Source organism: Pseudomonas sp. YA1 (genome assembly GCF_058680555.1).
On sequence record NZ_JBZWBG010000001.1, the window covers coordinates 480,816 to 496,681 of the forward strand.

The window sequence follows — 15,866 nt, forward strand, 5'->3', positions numbered from 1 at the left end:
TCGTCATATGAAGGCTCTTACTTCTTCGTCCAGTTTCCTGGCTTCGCTCATCATCAGGCCGAACGAGCAGAGAAAGATCGCCTTGAGGAACTCGTAGGCCGCTTCGGAAGTGAGTCCTATCGAAACGCTCAGGACACGCTCGCCGTCGGGCAGGTCGAGAGATAGTACAAGACCTTGCAGCGTATTGATAAATGGCTGGAGCAAGAGTGCCAGGAAGGACAGCAGGCCGATGTGCACCAGGGTCCTGGCGTTGCGCTGCGACCAGCGTTCGCCCTTGGCCAGGCGGCGGAAGAACAGGCCGGTGAGCGCCAGGCCGAACGCGGAAAGCAGGGTCGGCAGGTAGTCCAGCAGCATCAGCAGCGCCCGGCTGCTCCAGGACAGGACGAAGCCGTCGCTGGCCAGGCGCGGCATTTCATCGCTCCAGGCCTGCAGGTAGCCCTGCTCGCTGAGGCCGGAGAACCAGAGGTGGGTGTTCGCTCCGAGTTCGATGCAGGCCATGCCCCAGGCCAGGATGGCGCAGAGCATGCCGAGCAGATAGAGCTTGTGGTTGCTGAGATGCGTGGACAGCGCCATGCCGGGTTCCCCTGTGTGTTTCGCGTCTGGATGGCGAAACTAGGGAATAAATTATCGTAATACAATAATTTATCGTCACCACGTCATAACTTGTGATCTGGCGCACAGTGCGTTCTGACCCGCTTCAGCGGATCACGCCTTCCTCGCGCAGGAGCTTGAAGATGGCTTCGGCGCCGGCTTCCGCCGAAAGATCCTTGAGTACCTGCCCGGTACCGCCGGAGGCCTTGGCGGTGGCGGCTTTCATTCGCTCGGCGCCGGTCTTCGCCTTGATTACCTTGAGCCGCTTCGGTCGCGGCCGGGCCGGTTGCAGGCTGTCTTCGGCGAGCAGCGGGTCGTCGACCACCTCCACCTCATGGGCCTCGATCTCGCCACGCCTAGCCGGGCCGAAGGCGCTCTGCCGGGCCACCGGCGCGGCGTTGTCGACGCTGGCGACGAACGGCAGGCGTACCCGCAGTCGGCGTCGCTGGCCGCGAGGCAGAGCCTGGAGGACCTGGGCGCTGCCGTCTTCGACCTTCTCGACCTCGGCCAGGCCGACCACCAGTGGCCAGCCCAGGCGCTCGGCGAGGAGGAAGGGCAGCATCCCGGAGCCTTCCCCGGTTTCCGCCTGGCTGCCGGTGAGCACCAGTTGCGCGCGGGAGTCGCGCAGGTGCTCGGCCAGTGCGGGCAGGGCGTCGGCGCCGGCCGGCTGTTCCAGCACGGACAAGCGTTCCAGGCCCATGCCGAGATAGCCGCGCAGCGCCTCGGCGTGCGGGTCGCCGGCGTGCAGCACTTGCAGGCGCGGGCCGCTCAGGCGCAGGCCGAGTTCCACCGCGCGGGCGTCCTGTTCGGCGCGGCGCGGGCGTCCGGAGGCGGGGTGGGCGCCGATGGAGACCAGCGCGACGATGTTCAGCTCAGTCATGGTTCGATACCGATGAAAGGTACGTGGAAGCGGGTTCAGGCCGCATCGCGGGCGGCGCCGTTGCGGTGTGCCTCGGCCAGGCGGATCAGCGCGCGGAGGATTTCCGTCGAGTCGCCGATCACCGAGAGATCGGCGCGCTTGATCATGTCGCAGCCGGCGTCGCGGTTCACCGCCACCACCTTGTCGCAGGCGCCGATGCCCTGCAGGTGCTGGATCGCCCCGGAGATGCCCACCGCCAGGTAGACCCGCGCGGTGACCCAGGTACCGGTGGCGCCGACCTGACGGTTGCGCGGCATGTGCCCGTCGTCCACCGCCACCCGCGAGGCGCCCTCGGTGGCGCCGAGGGCGGCGGCGGCCTGGTGGAACAGCGCCCAGTCCTGCACGCCGTTGCCGCCGGAGAGAATGAACTCGGCCTCGGCCATGGGGATCCGCGCCGGGTCCACGGCCACCGGGCCGAGGTCCTCGATGCGTGGCAGGTTGCGCGCCACCTGCGCGGCCATGTGCAGCTCGCGAGCCTCATGGCGGGTTTCGCTGACCGGCTCGGCGCATTCCGCCGCGGCCAGCAGCAGGCGCGGCAGGGCGCGCTGGATGTCCTCGCGGCCGGCGCCGGCGCGGCCGATGCAGCGGCCGTTCTCGACCTGCCAGACGCGTCCGGCCGGCCGTTCGCCGAGCGCGGCGGCCAGGCGCCGGCCCAGTTCGCCACCGCCGTTGCGACTGTCCGGGAACAGCCAGTGGCGCGGGGCGAGCTGGTTCTCCAGGTTGCGCAGGGCGAGTATTCGCTGCTCGGGCGCGTAGCCGTCGTACTCGCCGCCGGCGAGGTGCAGCAGACGGTCGACGCCGGCGCTGTCGAAGGCGCTTTCCTTGTGTTCGCCGAACACCACGGCGAGCACCGCGCCGTCGTTGCCGGCGAGCTTGCGGGCCAGTCCGAGGAGGTCCTTGTCGTGGCTGGAGAGACGGCCGCCGACCATGTCCGGGACCACCGCGACGAGGAATGCCGGTTGCTCGACCACATGCAGCGGCAACTGCGCTTCCTGCACTGCGCTGGCGCGGCGCGCGCCGCTGCCCTGCTGGCCGCCGGAGCGATCGATGCGGCGGATGCCGTTGGGGCCGACGAAGCCGACGGCGTGCGGGTTCTTGCGGACCACGCCGTGGGGGCCCATCCAGCGCACCTCGCCGCCTTGGGCGGAGTGCATGGCCGCATGCAGCGGATGCAGGCGGTTGCGGGCGATCCATTCGGCGCGTGGATCGCGACGGACGATGTCGTTCATGCGGAATGCTTCCTGTGGCTGCGGCTACCCGATCCCGCGGCCCCCTCCCTGGAGGGAGAGGCCGCTATCCGTGCTGCCCCGGTCAGCAGCGGATTCGATGTGAAGCTCGACACTCTCATCAATGCACCTCCGCCACGGCTTCACGCCGCACCGGCTTTTTTGCCGGCGCTTCCGCCTGCTCTATCAGCGCTTCCGCCACCAGCTCGGCGATGTCCTTGATCTCCGGCCGCGGTGCCACCACGCCTTCGAGCATCGCGGTGCACTGCGGGCAGCCGACGGCCACCAGCTCGGCGCCGGTCTCGCGGATGTCGGCCATGCGCATGTCGGGAATCCGTTGCTTGCCGGGGATGTCGGTGATCGGCGCACCGCCGCCGCCGCCGCAACAGCGCGAGCGGAAGCCGGAGCGTTGCATTTCCTTGACCTCAATGCCGAGTGCGCGCAGCACGTTGCGCGGCGCCTCGTACTCGCCGTTGTAGCGGCCCAGGTAGCAGGGGTCGTGGTAGGTGACGCTGCCGGCCTTGCTGCGGCCCGGTTGCAGCGTGCCGGCGCGCAGCAGTTCGTCGATGAAGGTGCTGTGGTGCAGTACCTGGTAGTCGCCGCCGAGGGCGCCGTATTCGTTCTTCAGCACATGGAAGCTGTGCGGGTCGCAGCTGACGATGCGGGCGAAGCGGTATTTCGCCAGGGTCGCGATATTGCGCCTGGCCAGGTTCTGGAAGGTCGCCTCGTCGCCCAGCCGGCGCGCCACGTCGCCGCTGTCGCGCTCCTCCAGGCCGAGCACGGCGAAGTCCACCGCGGCCGCCTTGAGGATCTTCACGAAGGCGCGCAGGGTGCGCTGGTTGCGCATGTCGAAGGCGCCGTCGCCGACCCAGAACAGCACGTCGGCGCTCTTTTTCTCGCTCATCAGCGGCAGGTTCAGGTCGGCCGCCCAGTTCAACCGGCCGCCGGGGGCGAAACCGCCGGGGTTGTCGGTGGCGATCAGGTTGTCCAGCACCTCGGCGCCCTTGTTCGGCGTGGCGCCTTTCTCCAGGGTCAGGTGGCGGCGCATGTCGACGATGGCGTCGACGTGCTCGATCATCATCGGGCACTCCTCGACGCAGGCCCGGCAGGTGGTGCAGGACCACAGGGTGTCGGCGTCGACCAGGGCTTTGCCATCCAGCGCGACGATCGGCTGGTGCGGGCCGCCGCCGTGCTCACCCAGCGGTTTGCCTGGATAGGGGCTGCCGGCGAACTTCGCGTCGTTGCCGCCGGCCAGGCCGATGACCATGTCCTGGATCAGCTTCTTCGGGTTCAGCGGCTGGCCGGCGGCGAACGCCGGGCACATCGCCTCGCACTTGCCGCACTGCACGCAGGCGTCGAACCCGAGCAACTGGTTCCAGGTGAAGTCGCTGGGCTTTTCCACGCCCAGCGGCGCCTGCGGATCGGCCAGGTCGAGCGCCTTGAGGCCGGTGGAGCGGCCGCCGCCGAAGCGCTCGGCGCGGCGGTGCCAGGCCAGGTGCAGGGCACCGGCGAAGGCATGCTTCATCGGCCCGCCCCAGGTCATGCCGAGGAACAGCTCGGACACGCCCCAGGCCACGCCAATGGCGAGGAGGCCGGCGAGGAACCAGCCGCCGAAGCCTTCCGGCAGGATCCCGGCCACCGGCAGGGTGGCGAGGAAGAAGCTCGCGGCGAACGCCAGCAGGCTCTTCGGCAGGCGCATCCAGGGGCCCTTCGACAGCCGCGACGGTGGGTCGAGGCGGCGGCGGGCGACGAACAGAGCGCCGACGAACATCAGCGCCGTGGCCGCCAGCAGGGCGAAGCCGAGGATCCGGCCGTGCAGCCCGAAACCGTGCACCAGGATCGCCAGCAGCGCCGCCAGGACGAAGCCGCCGGCGGTGGCGACGTGGGTCCTGGACATGTACCTGTCGCGCTCTACCACATGGTGCAGGTCCACCAGGTAGCGACGCGGCATCTGCATGAGGCCGCCGATCCAGTCGACCTTGGCGGGTCGGCCGCGGCGCCACATGAGGAAGCGCTTCGCAGCGCCGAGCACGGCAAGTGCCAGGGCGGCGAAGAGCAGGACGGGGAGGAGGGTGTCGAGCATTTCTGGTCTCCCTGCGGGACGTCAGGCGGCGCTGGATCGGCCTCCTCTCCCGCTTGCGGGAGAGGAGGGCCGGCCGTGCCGGTCGGAAGCCACGAGGCGTATCTTAGAAATCCTTGCACAAGCGCAGCGCGTCATAGATCGCCGCATGGGTGTTGCGCTGGGCCACGCAGTCGCCGATGCGGAACAGCAGGTAGCCTTCTCCGGGCTGGCTGAGGCAGGGCTGCGGCTGGATCGCGAACAGCGCCTCGACGTCGATCTGGCCCTTGTTCCGCGAGCCCTGCTTGAGCGCGTAGTAGAGGCTCTCGTCGGGGCGCACGCCGTTCTCCACCACCACCTGGTCGACCACCCGCTCTTCCCGCGCGCCGGTGTATTCGTTCTCCAGCACCGCCACCAGCTTGTCGCCCTCGCGGTAGACCTTCTCCAGCATGAGGTCGCCGGTCATGATCACTTCCTTGGGATACATGCTGCGGTAGTAGGTGGGGAAGGTGGTGCCGCCGATGGCCACGCCCGGCTTGATGTCGTCGGTGACGATCTCCACCTGGGCGCCCTTGTCGGCGAGGAAGTCCGCCACCGACATGCCGCTGAACTCGCAGATGGTGTCGTAGACCAGCACGTTCTTGCCTGGCTCGACCGTGCCGTCGAGCACGTCCCAGCTGCTCACCACGAGGCCGTCGGCGGCGCCCCAGTGTTCGTTCTGCTCAAGGAACGGATGTCCGCCGTTGGCCAGCACCACCACGTCCGGGCGCAGGTCGAGGATGGTCTCGGGGTCGGCCGCGGTGCCCAGGCGCAGGTCGATGCCCAGGCGCGCCAGCTCCAGTTGGTACCAACGGGTGATGCCGGCGATCTGGTCGCGTTGCGGCGCCTTGGCGGCGGTGGTGATCTGGCCGCCGAGCTGCTCCTTCTTCTCGAACAGGGTCACGTCGTGGCCGCGCTCGGCCGCCACGCGGGCCGCTTCCATCCCGGCCGGCCCGCCGCCGACCACCACCACCTTGCGCTTCGGTCCGGCGGACTTCTCGATGATGTGCGGCACGCCCATGTATTCGCGAGAGGTCGCGGCGTTCTGGATGCACAGCACGTCCAGGCCCTGGTACTGGCGGTCGATGCAGTAGTTGGCGCCGACGCACTGCTTGATCTGGTCGACCTGGCCCATCTTGATCTTGGCGATCAGGTGCGGGTCGGCGATGTGCGCGCGAGTCATGCCGACCATGTCCACGTAGCCGCCTTCGAGGATCCGCGTGGCCTGGTTCGGGTCCTTGATGTTCTGCGCGTGCAGCACCGGCACGTCGACCACTTCCTTGATGCCGGCCGCCAGGTGCAGGAACGGCTCCGGCGGGAAGGTCATGTTGGGGATGACGTTGGCCAGGGTGTTGTGGGTGTCGCAGCCGGAGCCGACCACGCCGATGAAGTCGAGCATGCCGGTATCGCTGTAGTACTTGGCGATCTGCTTCATGTCCTCGTGGGACAGGCCGTCCGGGTGGAACTCGTCGCCGCAGATGCGCATACCGACGCAGAAGTCCTCGCCGACCTCGGCGCGCACCGCCTTGAGCACCTCGAGGCCGAACTTCATGCGCCCCTCGAAGCTACCGCCCCATTCGTCGGTGCGCTTGTTGACCCGTGGGCTCCAGAACTGGTCGATCATGTGCTGGTGCACGGCGGACAGCTCGACACCGTCCAGGCCGCCTTCCTTGGCGCGGCGGGCGGCCTGCGCGTAGTTGCCGATGACCCGCCAGATCTCCTCCACCTCGATGGTCTTGCAGGTGGCGCGGTGCACCGGCTCGCGGATACCCGACGGCGACATCAGGGTCGGCCAGTGGTAGCCGTCCCAGCGCGAACGGCGCCCCATGTGGGTAATCTGGATCATGATCTTGGCGCCGTGCTTGTGCATGGCGTCCGCCAGGTTCTGGAAGTGCGGGATGATCCGGTCGGTGGACAGGTTCACCGAACTCCACCACTGCTGCGGGCTGTCGATGGCGACCACCGAGGAGCCGCCACAGATGGCCAGGCCGATGCCGCCCTTGGCCTTTTCCTCGTAGTACTTCACGTAGCGCTCGGTGGTCATCCCGCCGTCGGTGGCGTAGACCTCGGCGTGGGCGGTGGAGAGCACGCGGTTGCGGATGGTCAGCTTGCCGATCTGGATCGGCTGGAACATTGCTTCGAAGGCCATGACCCTTTCCTCGGCTTACAGGGGTTTGACGACGAACAGGCCGTCTTCGTGACCGTCCTCGGCGCCGCTGTAGACCTGTTCGGCCACGGTGCGCAGGCTGCTGCCGCGGGCGGCGAGGATCTGGTCCATGGCGCCGGCGAACCAGCCGGTGAACATGTAATCGACCTTGCGATTGACCTTGCCGTAGACGTAGACGAAGGCGGAGTGCCGCAGACGCACCTCGGCGGTGCCTTCCTCGAGGTTGATCCGCTCGATCTCGAACAGGCCCCAGCCGCGCTGGGACAGGCGCTTCATGTAGTGCTCGAACACCGCCACGCCCTCCAGGCCGTGACATTCGGCTTCCTTCTCGCACCAGTGCCAGGCGGACTTGTAGCCGGCCTTGTAGAGGATCTCGGCGTAGGCGTCGGCGCCCAGCACTTCCTCGATGCCCATGTGGTTGTTGACGAAGAAATGTCGCGGTACGTAGAGCATCGGCAGGGCGTCGGTGGTCCAGACGCCGGTCTCGCTGTCGACTTCGATGGGCAGTTGGGGGGCGTGTTTGGCCATGGTGTAAGCTCCGATTCTTTTGACTCCCTCTCTCCCTTCAGGGAGAGAGGCGGGGAGAGGGAAGATGGGTGCGATGCAATGCCCCTCCCTTGAGGAAGAGGCGACGAGTCGGGAGTGGGCCGGGAGTTACTCGCCCCAGACGTCGCGCAGGACCCTTACCCAGTTCTCGCCCATCACCTTGCGCACCACGCGCTCGGGCATGCCGCGCTTGAGCAGGGTCTCGGTGAGGTTGGGGAATTCGCCGACGGTGCGGATGCCCAGCGGGTTGACGATCTTGCCGAAGTTGGTCAGGCGCCGGGCGTAGCCCTTGTCGTGGGTCAGCCACTCGAAGAAGTCGTGGCCGTGGCCCTGGGTGAAATCGGTGCCGATGCCGATGGCGTCCTCGCCGACGATGTTCATCACGTACTCGATGGCCTCGGCGTAGTCGTCGATGGTCGAGTCGATGCCTTTCTTGAGGAACGGCGCGAACATGGTCACACCGACGAAGCCGCCATGATCGGCGATGAACTTCAGCTCCTCGTCGGACTTGTTGCGCGGGTGTTCCTTGAGACCGGACGGCAGGCAGTGGGAGTAGCAGACCGGCTTCTTCGATTCGAGGATGACTTCTTCGGAAGTCTTGCTGCCGACGTGGGAGAGGTCGCACATGATGCCGACCCGGTTCATCTCCGCGACGATCTCCCGACCGAAGCCGGAGAGCCCGCCGTCACGCTCGTAGCAGCCGGTGCCGACCAGGTTCTGGGTGTTGTAGCACATCTGCACGATGCCCACGCCGAGCTGCTTGAACACCTCGACGTAGCCGATCTGGTCCTCGAATGCGTGGGCATTCTGGAAGCCGTAGAGGATGCCGGTCTTGCCCTGCTCCTTGGCCTTGCGGATGTCCGCGGTGCTGCGCACCGGGATCACCAGGTCGCTGTTGTCGCGGATCAGCTTGTTGCTGGCGACGATATTGTTCACCGTCGCCTGGAAGCCTTCCCATACCGATACGGTGCAATTGGCGGCGGTCAGGCCGCCCTTGCGCATGTCCTCGAACAGTTCGCGGTTCCACTTGGCGATGATCAGACCGTCGATGACGATGCTGTCGGCGTGCAATTCGGCTGGGCTCATCTGGCATACCCCTTTCAGGCTGGGCGCGCCGGGACTTGTGCCGACGCTTTGGGGGCAGCATATCGTCGGGGCCCGGCGCGACCCGGCCCGAAAACGACCAGGGTCGTGCCGAAAGCGTCAAGCGTGCGACCGCAACGACGGAGGGCAATGTCGCGGATGGAACAGGCGCTGGCCGCCCGGGGCCGCCAACGGGGAGTGCGCGCGCTCCTGCCGGCGCGGGTTCAGAGGCCGAGTTCGCTGAGCGACGGATGGTCGTCCGGCCGGCGCCCCAGCGGCCAGCGGAACAGCCGCTGGTCCTCGCGGATCGGCAGGTCGTTGATGCTGGCGTGACGTTCGTGCATCAAGCCCTGCTCGTCGAACGCCCAGTTCTCGTTGCCGTAGGAGCGGAACCAGTTGCCCGAGTCGTCGTGCCATTCATAGGCGAAGCGCACGGCGATACGGTTGCCGGTAAACGCCCAGAGTTCCTTGATCAGCCGGTACTCCTGCTCGCGCTGCCACTTGCCGCTGAGGAATTCGACGATCCGCTCGCGGCCGCGGACGAAGGTCGAGCGATTGCGCCAGACGCTGTCGGGACTGTAGGCCAGCGAGACGCGCTGCGGGTCGCGGCTGTTCCAGCCGTCCTCGGCGGCGCGGACCTTCTGCGCGGCGGTTTCGGCGGTGAAGGGGGGAAGCGGGGGACGGACGTCGCTCATGGCGGGCTCCTCGGTCTGCGGTGGTTTTCGATGGGAACAGCGTAGGGCAGGGCGAGCGCGGCCGAATGACGTCGATCCCACGGATCCTGCCAATCCCGCCTCGCCCCCTGGCTGTTTGCCAGGCTGGCCAGACCTACCCCGGAGAGGGCTATGATGGCCGCCACCGGAGTGGACAAGGATCGACCTCGCGCAATGACCTCCACCACCTACCTCGGCCTGCTGCTGGTCGGCATCCAGGTACTCGGCTTCGTCGCCGCCATCCATGCCGTGCTCACCGTGCGCACCGCACAGGGCGCGATCGCCTGGGCCACCTCGCTGGTATTCATGCCGTACCTGACCCTGCTGCCGTACCTGGTGTTCGGTCGCAGCCGTTTCGACGCCTACATCGAGGCGCGGCGTCAGGCCAACCGCGAGATGCACCTGGCGGCCGCCGAGCTGGACTGGCGTCCCTGGGTCGAGGAGGCCCTGGCGGCCCGCCAGGTCAGCGGCTACAAGGGGCTCAAGGCGCTGGTGCGGATGACCCGCACGCCGACCCTGGCGAACAACCGGGTGCGCCTGCTGGTCAACGGCGAGGCCAGCTTCGAAGCGATGTTCAAGGCGATCTCCGCCGCCCGCCAGGTGATCCTGGTGCAGTTCTTCATCGTCCGCGACGACGCCCTCGGCCAGCGCCTCCAGCAACTGCTGCTGGAACGCGCGGCCAACGGCGTCGAGGTGTTCTTCCTCTATGACGCCATCGGCAGCCACGCGCTGCCGCACCGCTATGTCGAGCGGCTGCGCCAGGGCGGCGTGCAGGTGCACGGCTTCAGCACCGGCAGCGGCATGCTCAACCGCTTCCAGGTGAATTTCCGCAACCACCGCAAGGTCGTGGTGGTGGATGGCGAGTGCGGTTTCGTCGGCGGGCATAACGTCGGCGTCGAGTACCTCGGCGAGAAGCCGCCGCTGGCGCCCTGGCGCGACACCCACATGGAACTGCGCGGGCCGGCGGTGGCGTGCCTGCAGGAAAGCTTCGCCGAGGACTGGTACTGGGCGACCCACAGCCTGCCGCCGCTGATCCTGCCGCCGCAGTACGACAGCGAGGGCGCGCTCTGCCAGGTGGTCGCCAGCGGCCCGGCGGATGCCCAGGAAACCTGCTCGCTGTTCTTCGTCGAGATGATCAACGCCGCCCACGAGCGGGTCTGGATCACCTCGCCGTATTTCGTTCCCGACGAAGCGGTGATGGCCGCCCTGCGCCTGGCGGTGCTGCGCGGCGTCGACGTGCGCCTGCTGATCCCCTCGCGCCCGGACCACCGCACGGTGTATGCCGCGTCCAGCCTCTACGCGCTGGAAGCGATCCGTGCCGGGGTCAAGGTGTTCCGCTACCAGCCCGGCTTCCTCCACCAGAAGGTGGTGCTGGTGGACCGCGACACCGCCGCCGTCGGCAGCGCCAACCTGGACAACCGTTCGTTCCGGCTGAATTTCGAGGTGATGGTGGTGACCGTCGACGAGGGCTTCGCCGGCGAGGTGGAGGCGATGCTCGAGGCGGACTTCGCCGAGTCGCTCGAATTCACTCCGGAAGACCGCCGCAGCGTGCGCCGCCTGCAGCAACTGGGGATGCGCGTGGCGCGGCTGGTCTCGCCGATCCTCTGAAAACCTTCGCGGACTCTGTACGTCGGCAAAACCGCGTTGGAAACGGCTTCGGAAAACTCGGTTGCCGTTCGGAGACTCCGCTTCCCCGGCTGTTTTCGCCCGGTTTCTCCAGCTCGCCAGATCGTCGGCAGGTCCTGAGCGACGCCTCTGCCGCCCGCCGACCGCGCGGGCGTGCAGCTTTTCCCTAGCCAGCGACTACAAAAATCATAATTTCGCTATTCCCCGGCTCTGAACAGAATGCGGCCATCACGCAACCGCAGAACAAGAACGACCAGAGTCCGAGGAACCGAGCCATGACCGACCTGAATCGCACCGCCTTGCCCTCGCGCACGGACGGGACCGTGGAAAAGACCGACACCCTCGTCGTCGGCGCCGGCCAGGCCGGCGTGGCGATGAGCGAGCACCTGAGCCGGCTCGGCGTGCCGCACCTGGTCCTGGAGCGCAACCGCATCGCCGAGGCCTGGCGCAGCGGACGCTGGGACTCGCTGGTGGCCAACGGCCCGGCCTGGCACGACCGCTTCCCGGGAATGGAATTCGACATCGATCCCGACGGTTTCCCCGGCAAGGACCAGGTGGCGGCCTATTTCGAGGCCTACGCGAAGAAATTCGACGCGCCGATCCGTACCGGCGTCGAGGTGAGGAAGGTGGTGCGCAATGTCGGCCGCCCCGGCTTCACCGTGGAAACCTCCGCCGGGACCATCGAGGCCAACCGCGTGGTCGCCGCCACCGGCCCGTTCCAGCGTCCGGTGATCCCGCCGATCGCGCCGCGCGACGAGCGTATCCGGCAGATCCACTCGGCCCACTACTACAACCCGCAGCAGCTGCCCGAAGGTGCGGTACTGGTGGTCGGCGCCGGTTCGTCGGGGGTACAGATCGCCGACGAGCTGCAACGTGCCGGGCGCCAGGTCTACCTCTCGGTGGGCGCCCATGACCGTCCGCCGCGTTCCTACCGCAACCGCGACTTCTGCTGGTGGCTGGGCGTGCTCGGCGAATGGGATGCGGAAGTCGCCAAGCCCGGACGCGAGCATGTGACCATCGCCGTGAGCGGTGCCCGCGGCGGACATACCGTGGACTTCCGTGCCCTGGCGCATCAGGGCGTGACCCTGGTCGGACTGACCGAATCCTTCGTCGACGGCGTCGCGACCTTCCGGCCGGACCTGGCGGAGAACCTGGCGCGCGGCGACGAGAACTACCTGGCGTTGCTCGACGCCGCCGACGCCTATGTCGCCCGCAACGGCCTCGACCTGCCGGAAGAGCCCGAGGCGCGCCGCCGGCTGCCGGACCCGCAGTGCGTGACCGATCCGATCCTCGAACTGGACCTGGCCGAGGCCGGGGTGGGCAGCATCATCTGGGCCACCGGCTATGCCGTCGACTTCGGCTGGCTGCAGGTCGATGCCTTCGACCGCGACGGCAAGCCGCGCCACCAGCGTGGTGTGTCCAGCGAACCCGGCGTGTATTTCATCGGCCTGCCCTGGCTGTCGCGGCGCGGCTCCTCGTTCATCTGGGGCGTCTGGCACGACGCGCGCCATGTCGCCGACCACATCGCCATCCAGCGCAAGTACCTCGCATACCGCGACGCCGCCCAGCGCCAGGAACAGGACCGCGCCTCGCAAGCTCCGCAAACCAGCCTCCAGGAAGTCAGCTGATGCCTACCCATACCCGCATTCGCATGTTCAACACCAAGGACACCTACCCCAACCAGTCCCTGGACAACGATCTCTGCCAGGCCGTGCGCGCCGGCAACACGGTGTACGTGCGCGGCCAGGTCGGCACCGACTTCGACGGCAACCTGGTCGGCCTCGGCGATCCGCGCGCCCAGGCCGAGCAGGCGATGAAGAACGTCAAGCAACTGCTGGAGGAAGCCGGCAGCGACCTCTCGCACATCGTCAAGACCACCACCTACCTGATCGATCCGCGCTACCGCGAGCCGGTCTATCGCGAAGTCGGCAAGTGGCTCAAAGGGGTGTTCCCGATCTCCACCGGACTGGTGGTCTCGGCCCTCGGCCAGCCGCAGTGGCTGATGGAGATCGACGTGATCGCGGTGATTCCCGACGACTGGCAGCAATGAGGAGGCGCGCGCCATGACCTTTTCCATCGTCGGCCGCTGCGCCGAAACCGGCCAGCTGGGCATCGCCATCAGCTCGTCGAGCATCGCCGTCGGCGCCCGTTGTCCCTGGCTGCGCGCCGGCACCGGCGCGGTGGCTACGCAGAACATCACCCTGCCGGCGCTCGGCCCGCAGATCCTCGACCGCCTCGACCAAGGCCTGGCCCCTGGCGAAGCGCTGGACCAGGCGCTGAGCAGCAACGGCTATGGCCAGTATCGCCAGGTCACGGTGATCGACCAGCACGGCCGCACCGCGTTGTTCACCGGCCGCGAGGCGCTCGGCGTCCACCATGCGCGGGCCGGCGAGCAATGCGTGGCGGCCGGCAACCTGCTGGCCGCGCCGGAAGTGATCGAGGCGATGGTGGATGCCTTCGAGAACGCCGAAGGCCTGCTCGCCGAGCGCCTGCTGGCGGCGATGGGTGCCGCGCTGGCCGCTGGCGGCGAAGCCGGGCCGGTGCATTCGGCGGCGCTGTCGGTGGTCGGCGACCTGCTCTGGCCGGTGGTCGACCTGCGCGTCGACTGGGCCGAGCACGACCCCATCGACCAGCTCGAGCGACTGTGGCTCGCCTACAAACCGCAGATGCAGGACTATGTGACCCGCGCCCTCGACCCGACCCGTGCGCCGAGCTACGGCGTGCCCGGCGACGAGTGAGCGGGTCGTTCCCTTCCTCGACGGCGCAGCGCGAGACCTGCGCCCTGGAGCCCGACATGCCCGGCAGCCGCGACATCCTCGCCGACCTGGTGGCCTTCGACACCGTCAGCCGCGAGTCCAACCTGGCGCTGATCGACTACGTCCGCGACTACCTGGCGGGTTTCGGCGTCGACAGCGAACTGTTCTTCGACGCCGACGGCCGCAAGGCCAATCTCTACGCCACCATCGGCCCCGCCGACCGTGGCGGCGTCTGCCTTTCCGGGCATACCGACGTGGTGCCGGCGGACGGCCAGGCCTGGAGCGTGCCGCCGTTCCGGCTCAGCGAGCGCGATGGCCGCCTCTACGGGCGTGGCACGGCGGACATGAAGGGCTACCTGGCCTGCGTGCTGGCGGCCGTCCCGGCGTTCCTCGCCGCGCCGTTGCGCCTGCCGGTGCACCTGGCGTTCTCCTACGACGAGGAGGTCGGCTGCCTGGGCGTCCGTTCGCTGCTCGCGGCGCTGGAGCGGCGTCCGCACAAGCCGTTGCTGTGCATCATCGGCGAGCCCACCGAGCTGAAGCCGGTGCTCGGCCACAAGGGCAAGCTGGCCATGCGCTGCGAGGTGCACGGCGCGGCCTGCCATTCGGCCTACGCGCCGCAGGGGGTGAATGCCATCGAATACGCCGCGCGGCTGATCGGCCGCCTCGGCGAGATCGGCGCGCGCCTGGCGGCGCCGGAGCGCCACGACCGGCGTTTCGACCCGCCCTATTCGACGGTGCAGACCGGACTGGTCCAGGGCGGCCGGGCGCTGAACATCGTGCCCGCCGAGTGCCGCTTCGACTTCGAGGTCCGCGCGCTGCCGGCGGACGACCCGCGGCAGGTCGCCGAGGAACTCCGTGACTATGCCGAAAGCGAACTGCTGCCGCGGATGCGTGCGGTAGAGCGAAGTACCGATATCCGCTTCACGCCGCTATCGGCCTATCCCGGCCTGCTCACCGCAGACGACAGCCAGGCGGCGGAGCTGATCGGCCTGCTCAGCGGTTCGACGGATTTCTCCACCGTGGCCTTCGGCACCGAGGGCGGGCTGTTCCACCAGGCCGGTATCCCGGCGGTGATCTGCGGTCCCGGCAGCATGGACCAGGGCCACAAGCCGGACGAGTTCGTCAGCCTCGCTCAGCTCGAGGCGTGCGACGCCCTGCTGGCGCGCCTGGCGGCGTGGCTGCGGGAGCCTTGAGCGGCAGCACCGCGCGGTCCTGGCTGGGACTGGCGGCGAAGCGCGTGCGGTAGCTGCGGGAGAAGTACGAAGGCGACTCGAAGCCGCAGGCCAGGCTCACCTGTAGCACGCTGAGGTCGGTCTGGCGCAGCAACTGGCGGGCCTTGTCCAGGCGCAGGCCGAGGTAGAAGTTCGAGGGCGTGTCGTCCAGGTGCACGCGGAACAGCCGTTCCAGCTGGCGGCGGGTGACCTGGATGCGCTCGGCCAGCTCCAGGGTGGTCAGTGGCGGCTCGGTATGCCGCTCCATCTCGCCGATCACCTGCACCAGCTTGCGGTTGCTCACGCCATAGCGGGTCGCCACCTGCAGGCGCTGGTGGTCCTGGCGCGGGCGGATGCGGCCGAGCACGAACTGCTCGGAAACCTGCACCGCCAGTTGCGGACCGTGGGCCTGGGTGATCAGGTCGAGCATCAGGTCGATGGAGGCGGTGCCGCCGGCCGAGGTGATGCGCGGACCGTCGATCTCGAACAGCTCCTGGGTCACGCTCAGTTGCGGGTAGGACTCCTGGAAGGCGTCGATGGCTTCCCAGTGCAGGGTCGCGCGGCGCCCGTCGAGCAGACCGGCCTCGGCCAGCACCACGCTGCCGGTATCGATGCCACCGAGGGTCACGCCGTTGCGGTCGAGCTTGCGCAGCCACTGCACCAGTGCCGGGGTGACCGCCCGCAGCGGCTCGAAACCGGCCACCACGAACAGCAGGTCGCCTTTCTTCAACGGCTCCAGCGCGCCGTCGCTGTTCACCGACATGCCATTGCTGGCCAGCACCGGACCGCCGTCGGCGCTGAGCACGTGCCAGCGGTAGAGGTCGGCGTGGAAGCGGTTGGCTACTCGCAGTGGCTCCACGGCGGAAACGAAGCCCATTACCGAGAAGCCGGGCAGCAGGAGAAACCAGAAGTCCTGGGACATGGGGCGCT

Annotated in this window: 14 protein-coding genes; 5 read left to right on the top strand and 9 right to left on the bottom strand. The window is 68.2% G+C overall.

All coding sequences use genetic code 11. From position 1 onward, the window contains the following. Positions 1–3: 3 nt before the first annotated feature. From AC4OR5_RS02215 to AC4OR5_RS02250, 8 genes are all read right to left on the bottom strand, one after another. A complete protein-coding gene (locus AC4OR5_RS02215; RefSeq protein WP_003096751.1) occupies positions 4–573 on the bottom strand; it encodes a hypothetical protein in 570 nt (189 codons plus the stop codon). A 124-nt stretch (positions 574–697) separates the two neighbouring features. Further along, the gene (gene etfB / locus AC4OR5_RS02220; protein ID WP_003105716.1) at positions 698–1,471 is read right to left on the bottom strand and encodes an electron transfer flavoprotein subunit beta; all 774 of its coding nucleotides are present in this window, start codon (positions 1,469–1,471) and stop codon (positions 698–700) included. A gap of 35 nt (positions 1,472–1,506) precedes the next feature. Continuing rightward, on the bottom strand, positions 1,507–2,739 hold the full coding sequence (gene etfA, locus AC4OR5_RS02225) for an electron transfer flavoprotein subunit alpha (RefSeq protein WP_034016785.1): 1,233 nt from the start codon (positions 2,737–2,739) through the stop codon (positions 1,507–1,509). 118 nt (positions 2,740–2,857) lie between these two features. Next, complete coding sequence (gene dgcB, locus AC4OR5_RS02230) at positions 2,858–4,819, bottom strand: dimethylglycine demethylation protein DgcB (RefSeq protein WP_031694154.1); 1,962 nt, start codon at positions 4,817–4,819, stop codon at positions 2,858–2,860. 103 nt (positions 4,820–4,922) lie between these two features. Continuing rightward, positions 4,923–6,983, bottom strand: coding sequence for a dimethylglycine demethylation protein DgcA (gene dgcA / locus AC4OR5_RS02235; protein WP_003096745.1), 2,061 nt, complete (start codon positions 6,981–6,983; stop codon positions 4,923–4,925). Between the two features lie 15 nt (positions 6,984–6,998). Next, positions 6,999–7,529, bottom strand: a complete 531-nt coding sequence (locus AC4OR5_RS02240; RefSeq protein ID WP_003107282.1) for a DUF5943 domain-containing protein — start codon at positions 7,527–7,529, stop codon at positions 6,999–7,001. A 126-nt stretch (positions 7,530–7,655) separates the two neighbouring features. Next, the gene (locus AC4OR5_RS02245; RefSeq protein WP_023107427.1) at positions 7,656–8,633 is read right to left on the bottom strand and encodes a dipeptidase; all 978 of its coding nucleotides are present in this window, start codon (positions 8,631–8,633) and stop codon (positions 7,656–7,658) included. A 221-nt stretch (positions 8,634–8,854) separates the two neighbouring features. After that, on the bottom strand, positions 8,855–9,325 hold the full coding sequence (locus AC4OR5_RS02250) for a nuclear transport factor 2 family protein (RefSeq protein ID WP_058160603.1): 471 nt from the start codon (positions 9,323–9,325) through the stop codon (positions 8,855–8,857). Between the two features lie 153 nt (positions 9,326–9,478). On the opposite strand from AC4OR5_RS02250, the gene cls reads away from it, so the two are divergent. The 5 genes from cls (at position 9,479) to argE (ending at position 14,918) form a co-directional block, all read left to right on the top strand. Then, on the top strand, positions 9,479–10,951 hold the full coding sequence (gene cls / locus AC4OR5_RS02255) for a cardiolipin synthase (RefSeq protein WP_004364699.1): 1,473 nt from the start codon (positions 9,479–9,481) through the stop codon (positions 10,949–10,951). Between the two features lie 293 nt (positions 10,952–11,244). After that, positions 11,245–12,597 carry a flavin-containing monooxygenase gene (locus AC4OR5_RS02260; protein WP_009315998.1) on the top strand — a complete coding sequence of 451 codons (1,353 nt, stop codon included), beginning with the start codon at positions 11,245–11,247 and terminating at the stop codon, positions 12,595–12,597. Continuing rightward, complete coding sequence (locus tag AC4OR5_RS02265) at positions 12,597–13,019, top strand: RidA family protein (protein WP_003096732.1); 423 nt, start codon at positions 12,597–12,599, stop codon at positions 13,017–13,019. Before AC4OR5_RS02260 ends, AC4OR5_RS02265 begins: the two co-directional genes overlap by 1 nt. A 13-nt stretch (positions 13,020–13,032) precedes the next feature. Continuing rightward, positions 13,033–13,707, top strand: coding sequence for a DUF1028 domain-containing protein (locus tag AC4OR5_RS02270; protein ID WP_058160605.1), 675 nt, complete (start codon positions 13,033–13,035; stop codon positions 13,705–13,707). A 56-nt stretch (positions 13,708–13,763) separates the two neighbouring features. Further along, a complete protein-coding gene (argE, locus tag AC4OR5_RS02275; RefSeq protein ID WP_058160607.1) occupies positions 13,764–14,918 on the top strand; it encodes an acetylornithine deacetylase in 1,155 nt (384 codons plus the stop codon). On the opposite strand, the gene cdhR is transcribed toward argE, so the two are convergent. After that, positions 14,848–15,858: an HTH-type transcriptional regulator CdhR gene (cdhR, locus tag AC4OR5_RS02280; protein WP_058160609.1), complete on the bottom strand. Its 1,011-nt coding sequence runs from the start codon at positions 15,856–15,858 to the stop codon at positions 14,848–14,850. The two genes, argE and cdhR, sit on opposite strands and share 71 nt — an antisense overlap. Positions 15,859–15,866: the final 8 nt, after the last annotated feature.

What these genes read in the sequence shown, in the direction of transcription:
- AC4OR5_RS02215 (WP_003096751.1), bottom strand. Translation starts at nt 573, where the DNA reads ATGGCGCTGTCCACGCATCTCAGCAACCACAAGCTCTATCTGCTCGGC.
- etfB (WP_003105716.1), bottom strand. Translation starts at nt 1,471, where the DNA reads ATGACTGAGCTGAACATCGTCGCGCTGGTCTCCATCGGCGCCCACCCC.
- etfA (WP_034016785.1), bottom strand. Translation starts at nt 2,739, where the DNA reads ATGAACGACATCGTCCGTCGCGATCCACGCGCCGAATGGATCGCCCGC.
- dgcB (WP_031694154.1), bottom strand. Translation starts at nt 4,819, where the DNA reads ATGCTCGACACCCTCCTCCCCGTCCTGCTCTTCGCCGCCCTGGCACTT.
- dgcA (WP_003096745.1), bottom strand. Translation starts at nt 6,983, where the DNA reads ATGGCCTTCGAAGCAATGTTCCAGCCGATCCAGATCGGCAAGCTGACC.
- AC4OR5_RS02240 (WP_003107282.1), bottom strand. Translation starts at nt 7,529, where the DNA reads ATGGCCAAACACGCCCCCCAACTGCCCATCGAAGTCGACAGCGAGACC.
- AC4OR5_RS02245 (WP_023107427.1), bottom strand. Translation starts at nt 8,633, where the DNA reads ATGAGCCCAGCCGAATTGCACGCCGACAGCATCGTCATCGACGGTCTG.
- AC4OR5_RS02250 (WP_058160603.1), bottom strand. Translation starts at nt 9,325, where the DNA reads ATGAGCGACGTCCGTCCCCCGCTTCCCCCCTTCACCGCCGAAACCGCC.
- cls (WP_004364699.1), top strand. Translation starts at nt 9,479, where the DNA reads ATGGCCGCCACCGGAGTGGACAAGGATCGACCTCGCGCAATGACCTCC.
- AC4OR5_RS02260 (WP_009315998.1), top strand. Translation starts at nt 11,245, where the DNA reads ATGACCGACCTGAATCGCACCGCCTTGCCCTCGCGCACGGACGGGACC.
- AC4OR5_RS02265 (WP_003096732.1), top strand. Translation starts at nt 12,597, where the DNA reads ATGCCTACCCATACCCGCATTCGCATGTTCAACACCAAGGACACCTAC.
- AC4OR5_RS02270 (WP_058160605.1), top strand. Translation starts at nt 13,033, where the DNA reads ATGACCTTTTCCATCGTCGGCCGCTGCGCCGAAACCGGCCAGCTGGGC.
- argE (WP_058160607.1), top strand. Translation starts at nt 13,764, where the DNA reads ATGCCCGGCAGCCGCGACATCCTCGCCGACCTGGTGGCCTTCGACACC.
- cdhR (WP_058160609.1), bottom strand. Translation starts at nt 15,858, where the DNA reads ATGTCCCAGGACTTCTGGTTTCTCCTGCTGCCCGGCTTCTCGGTAATG.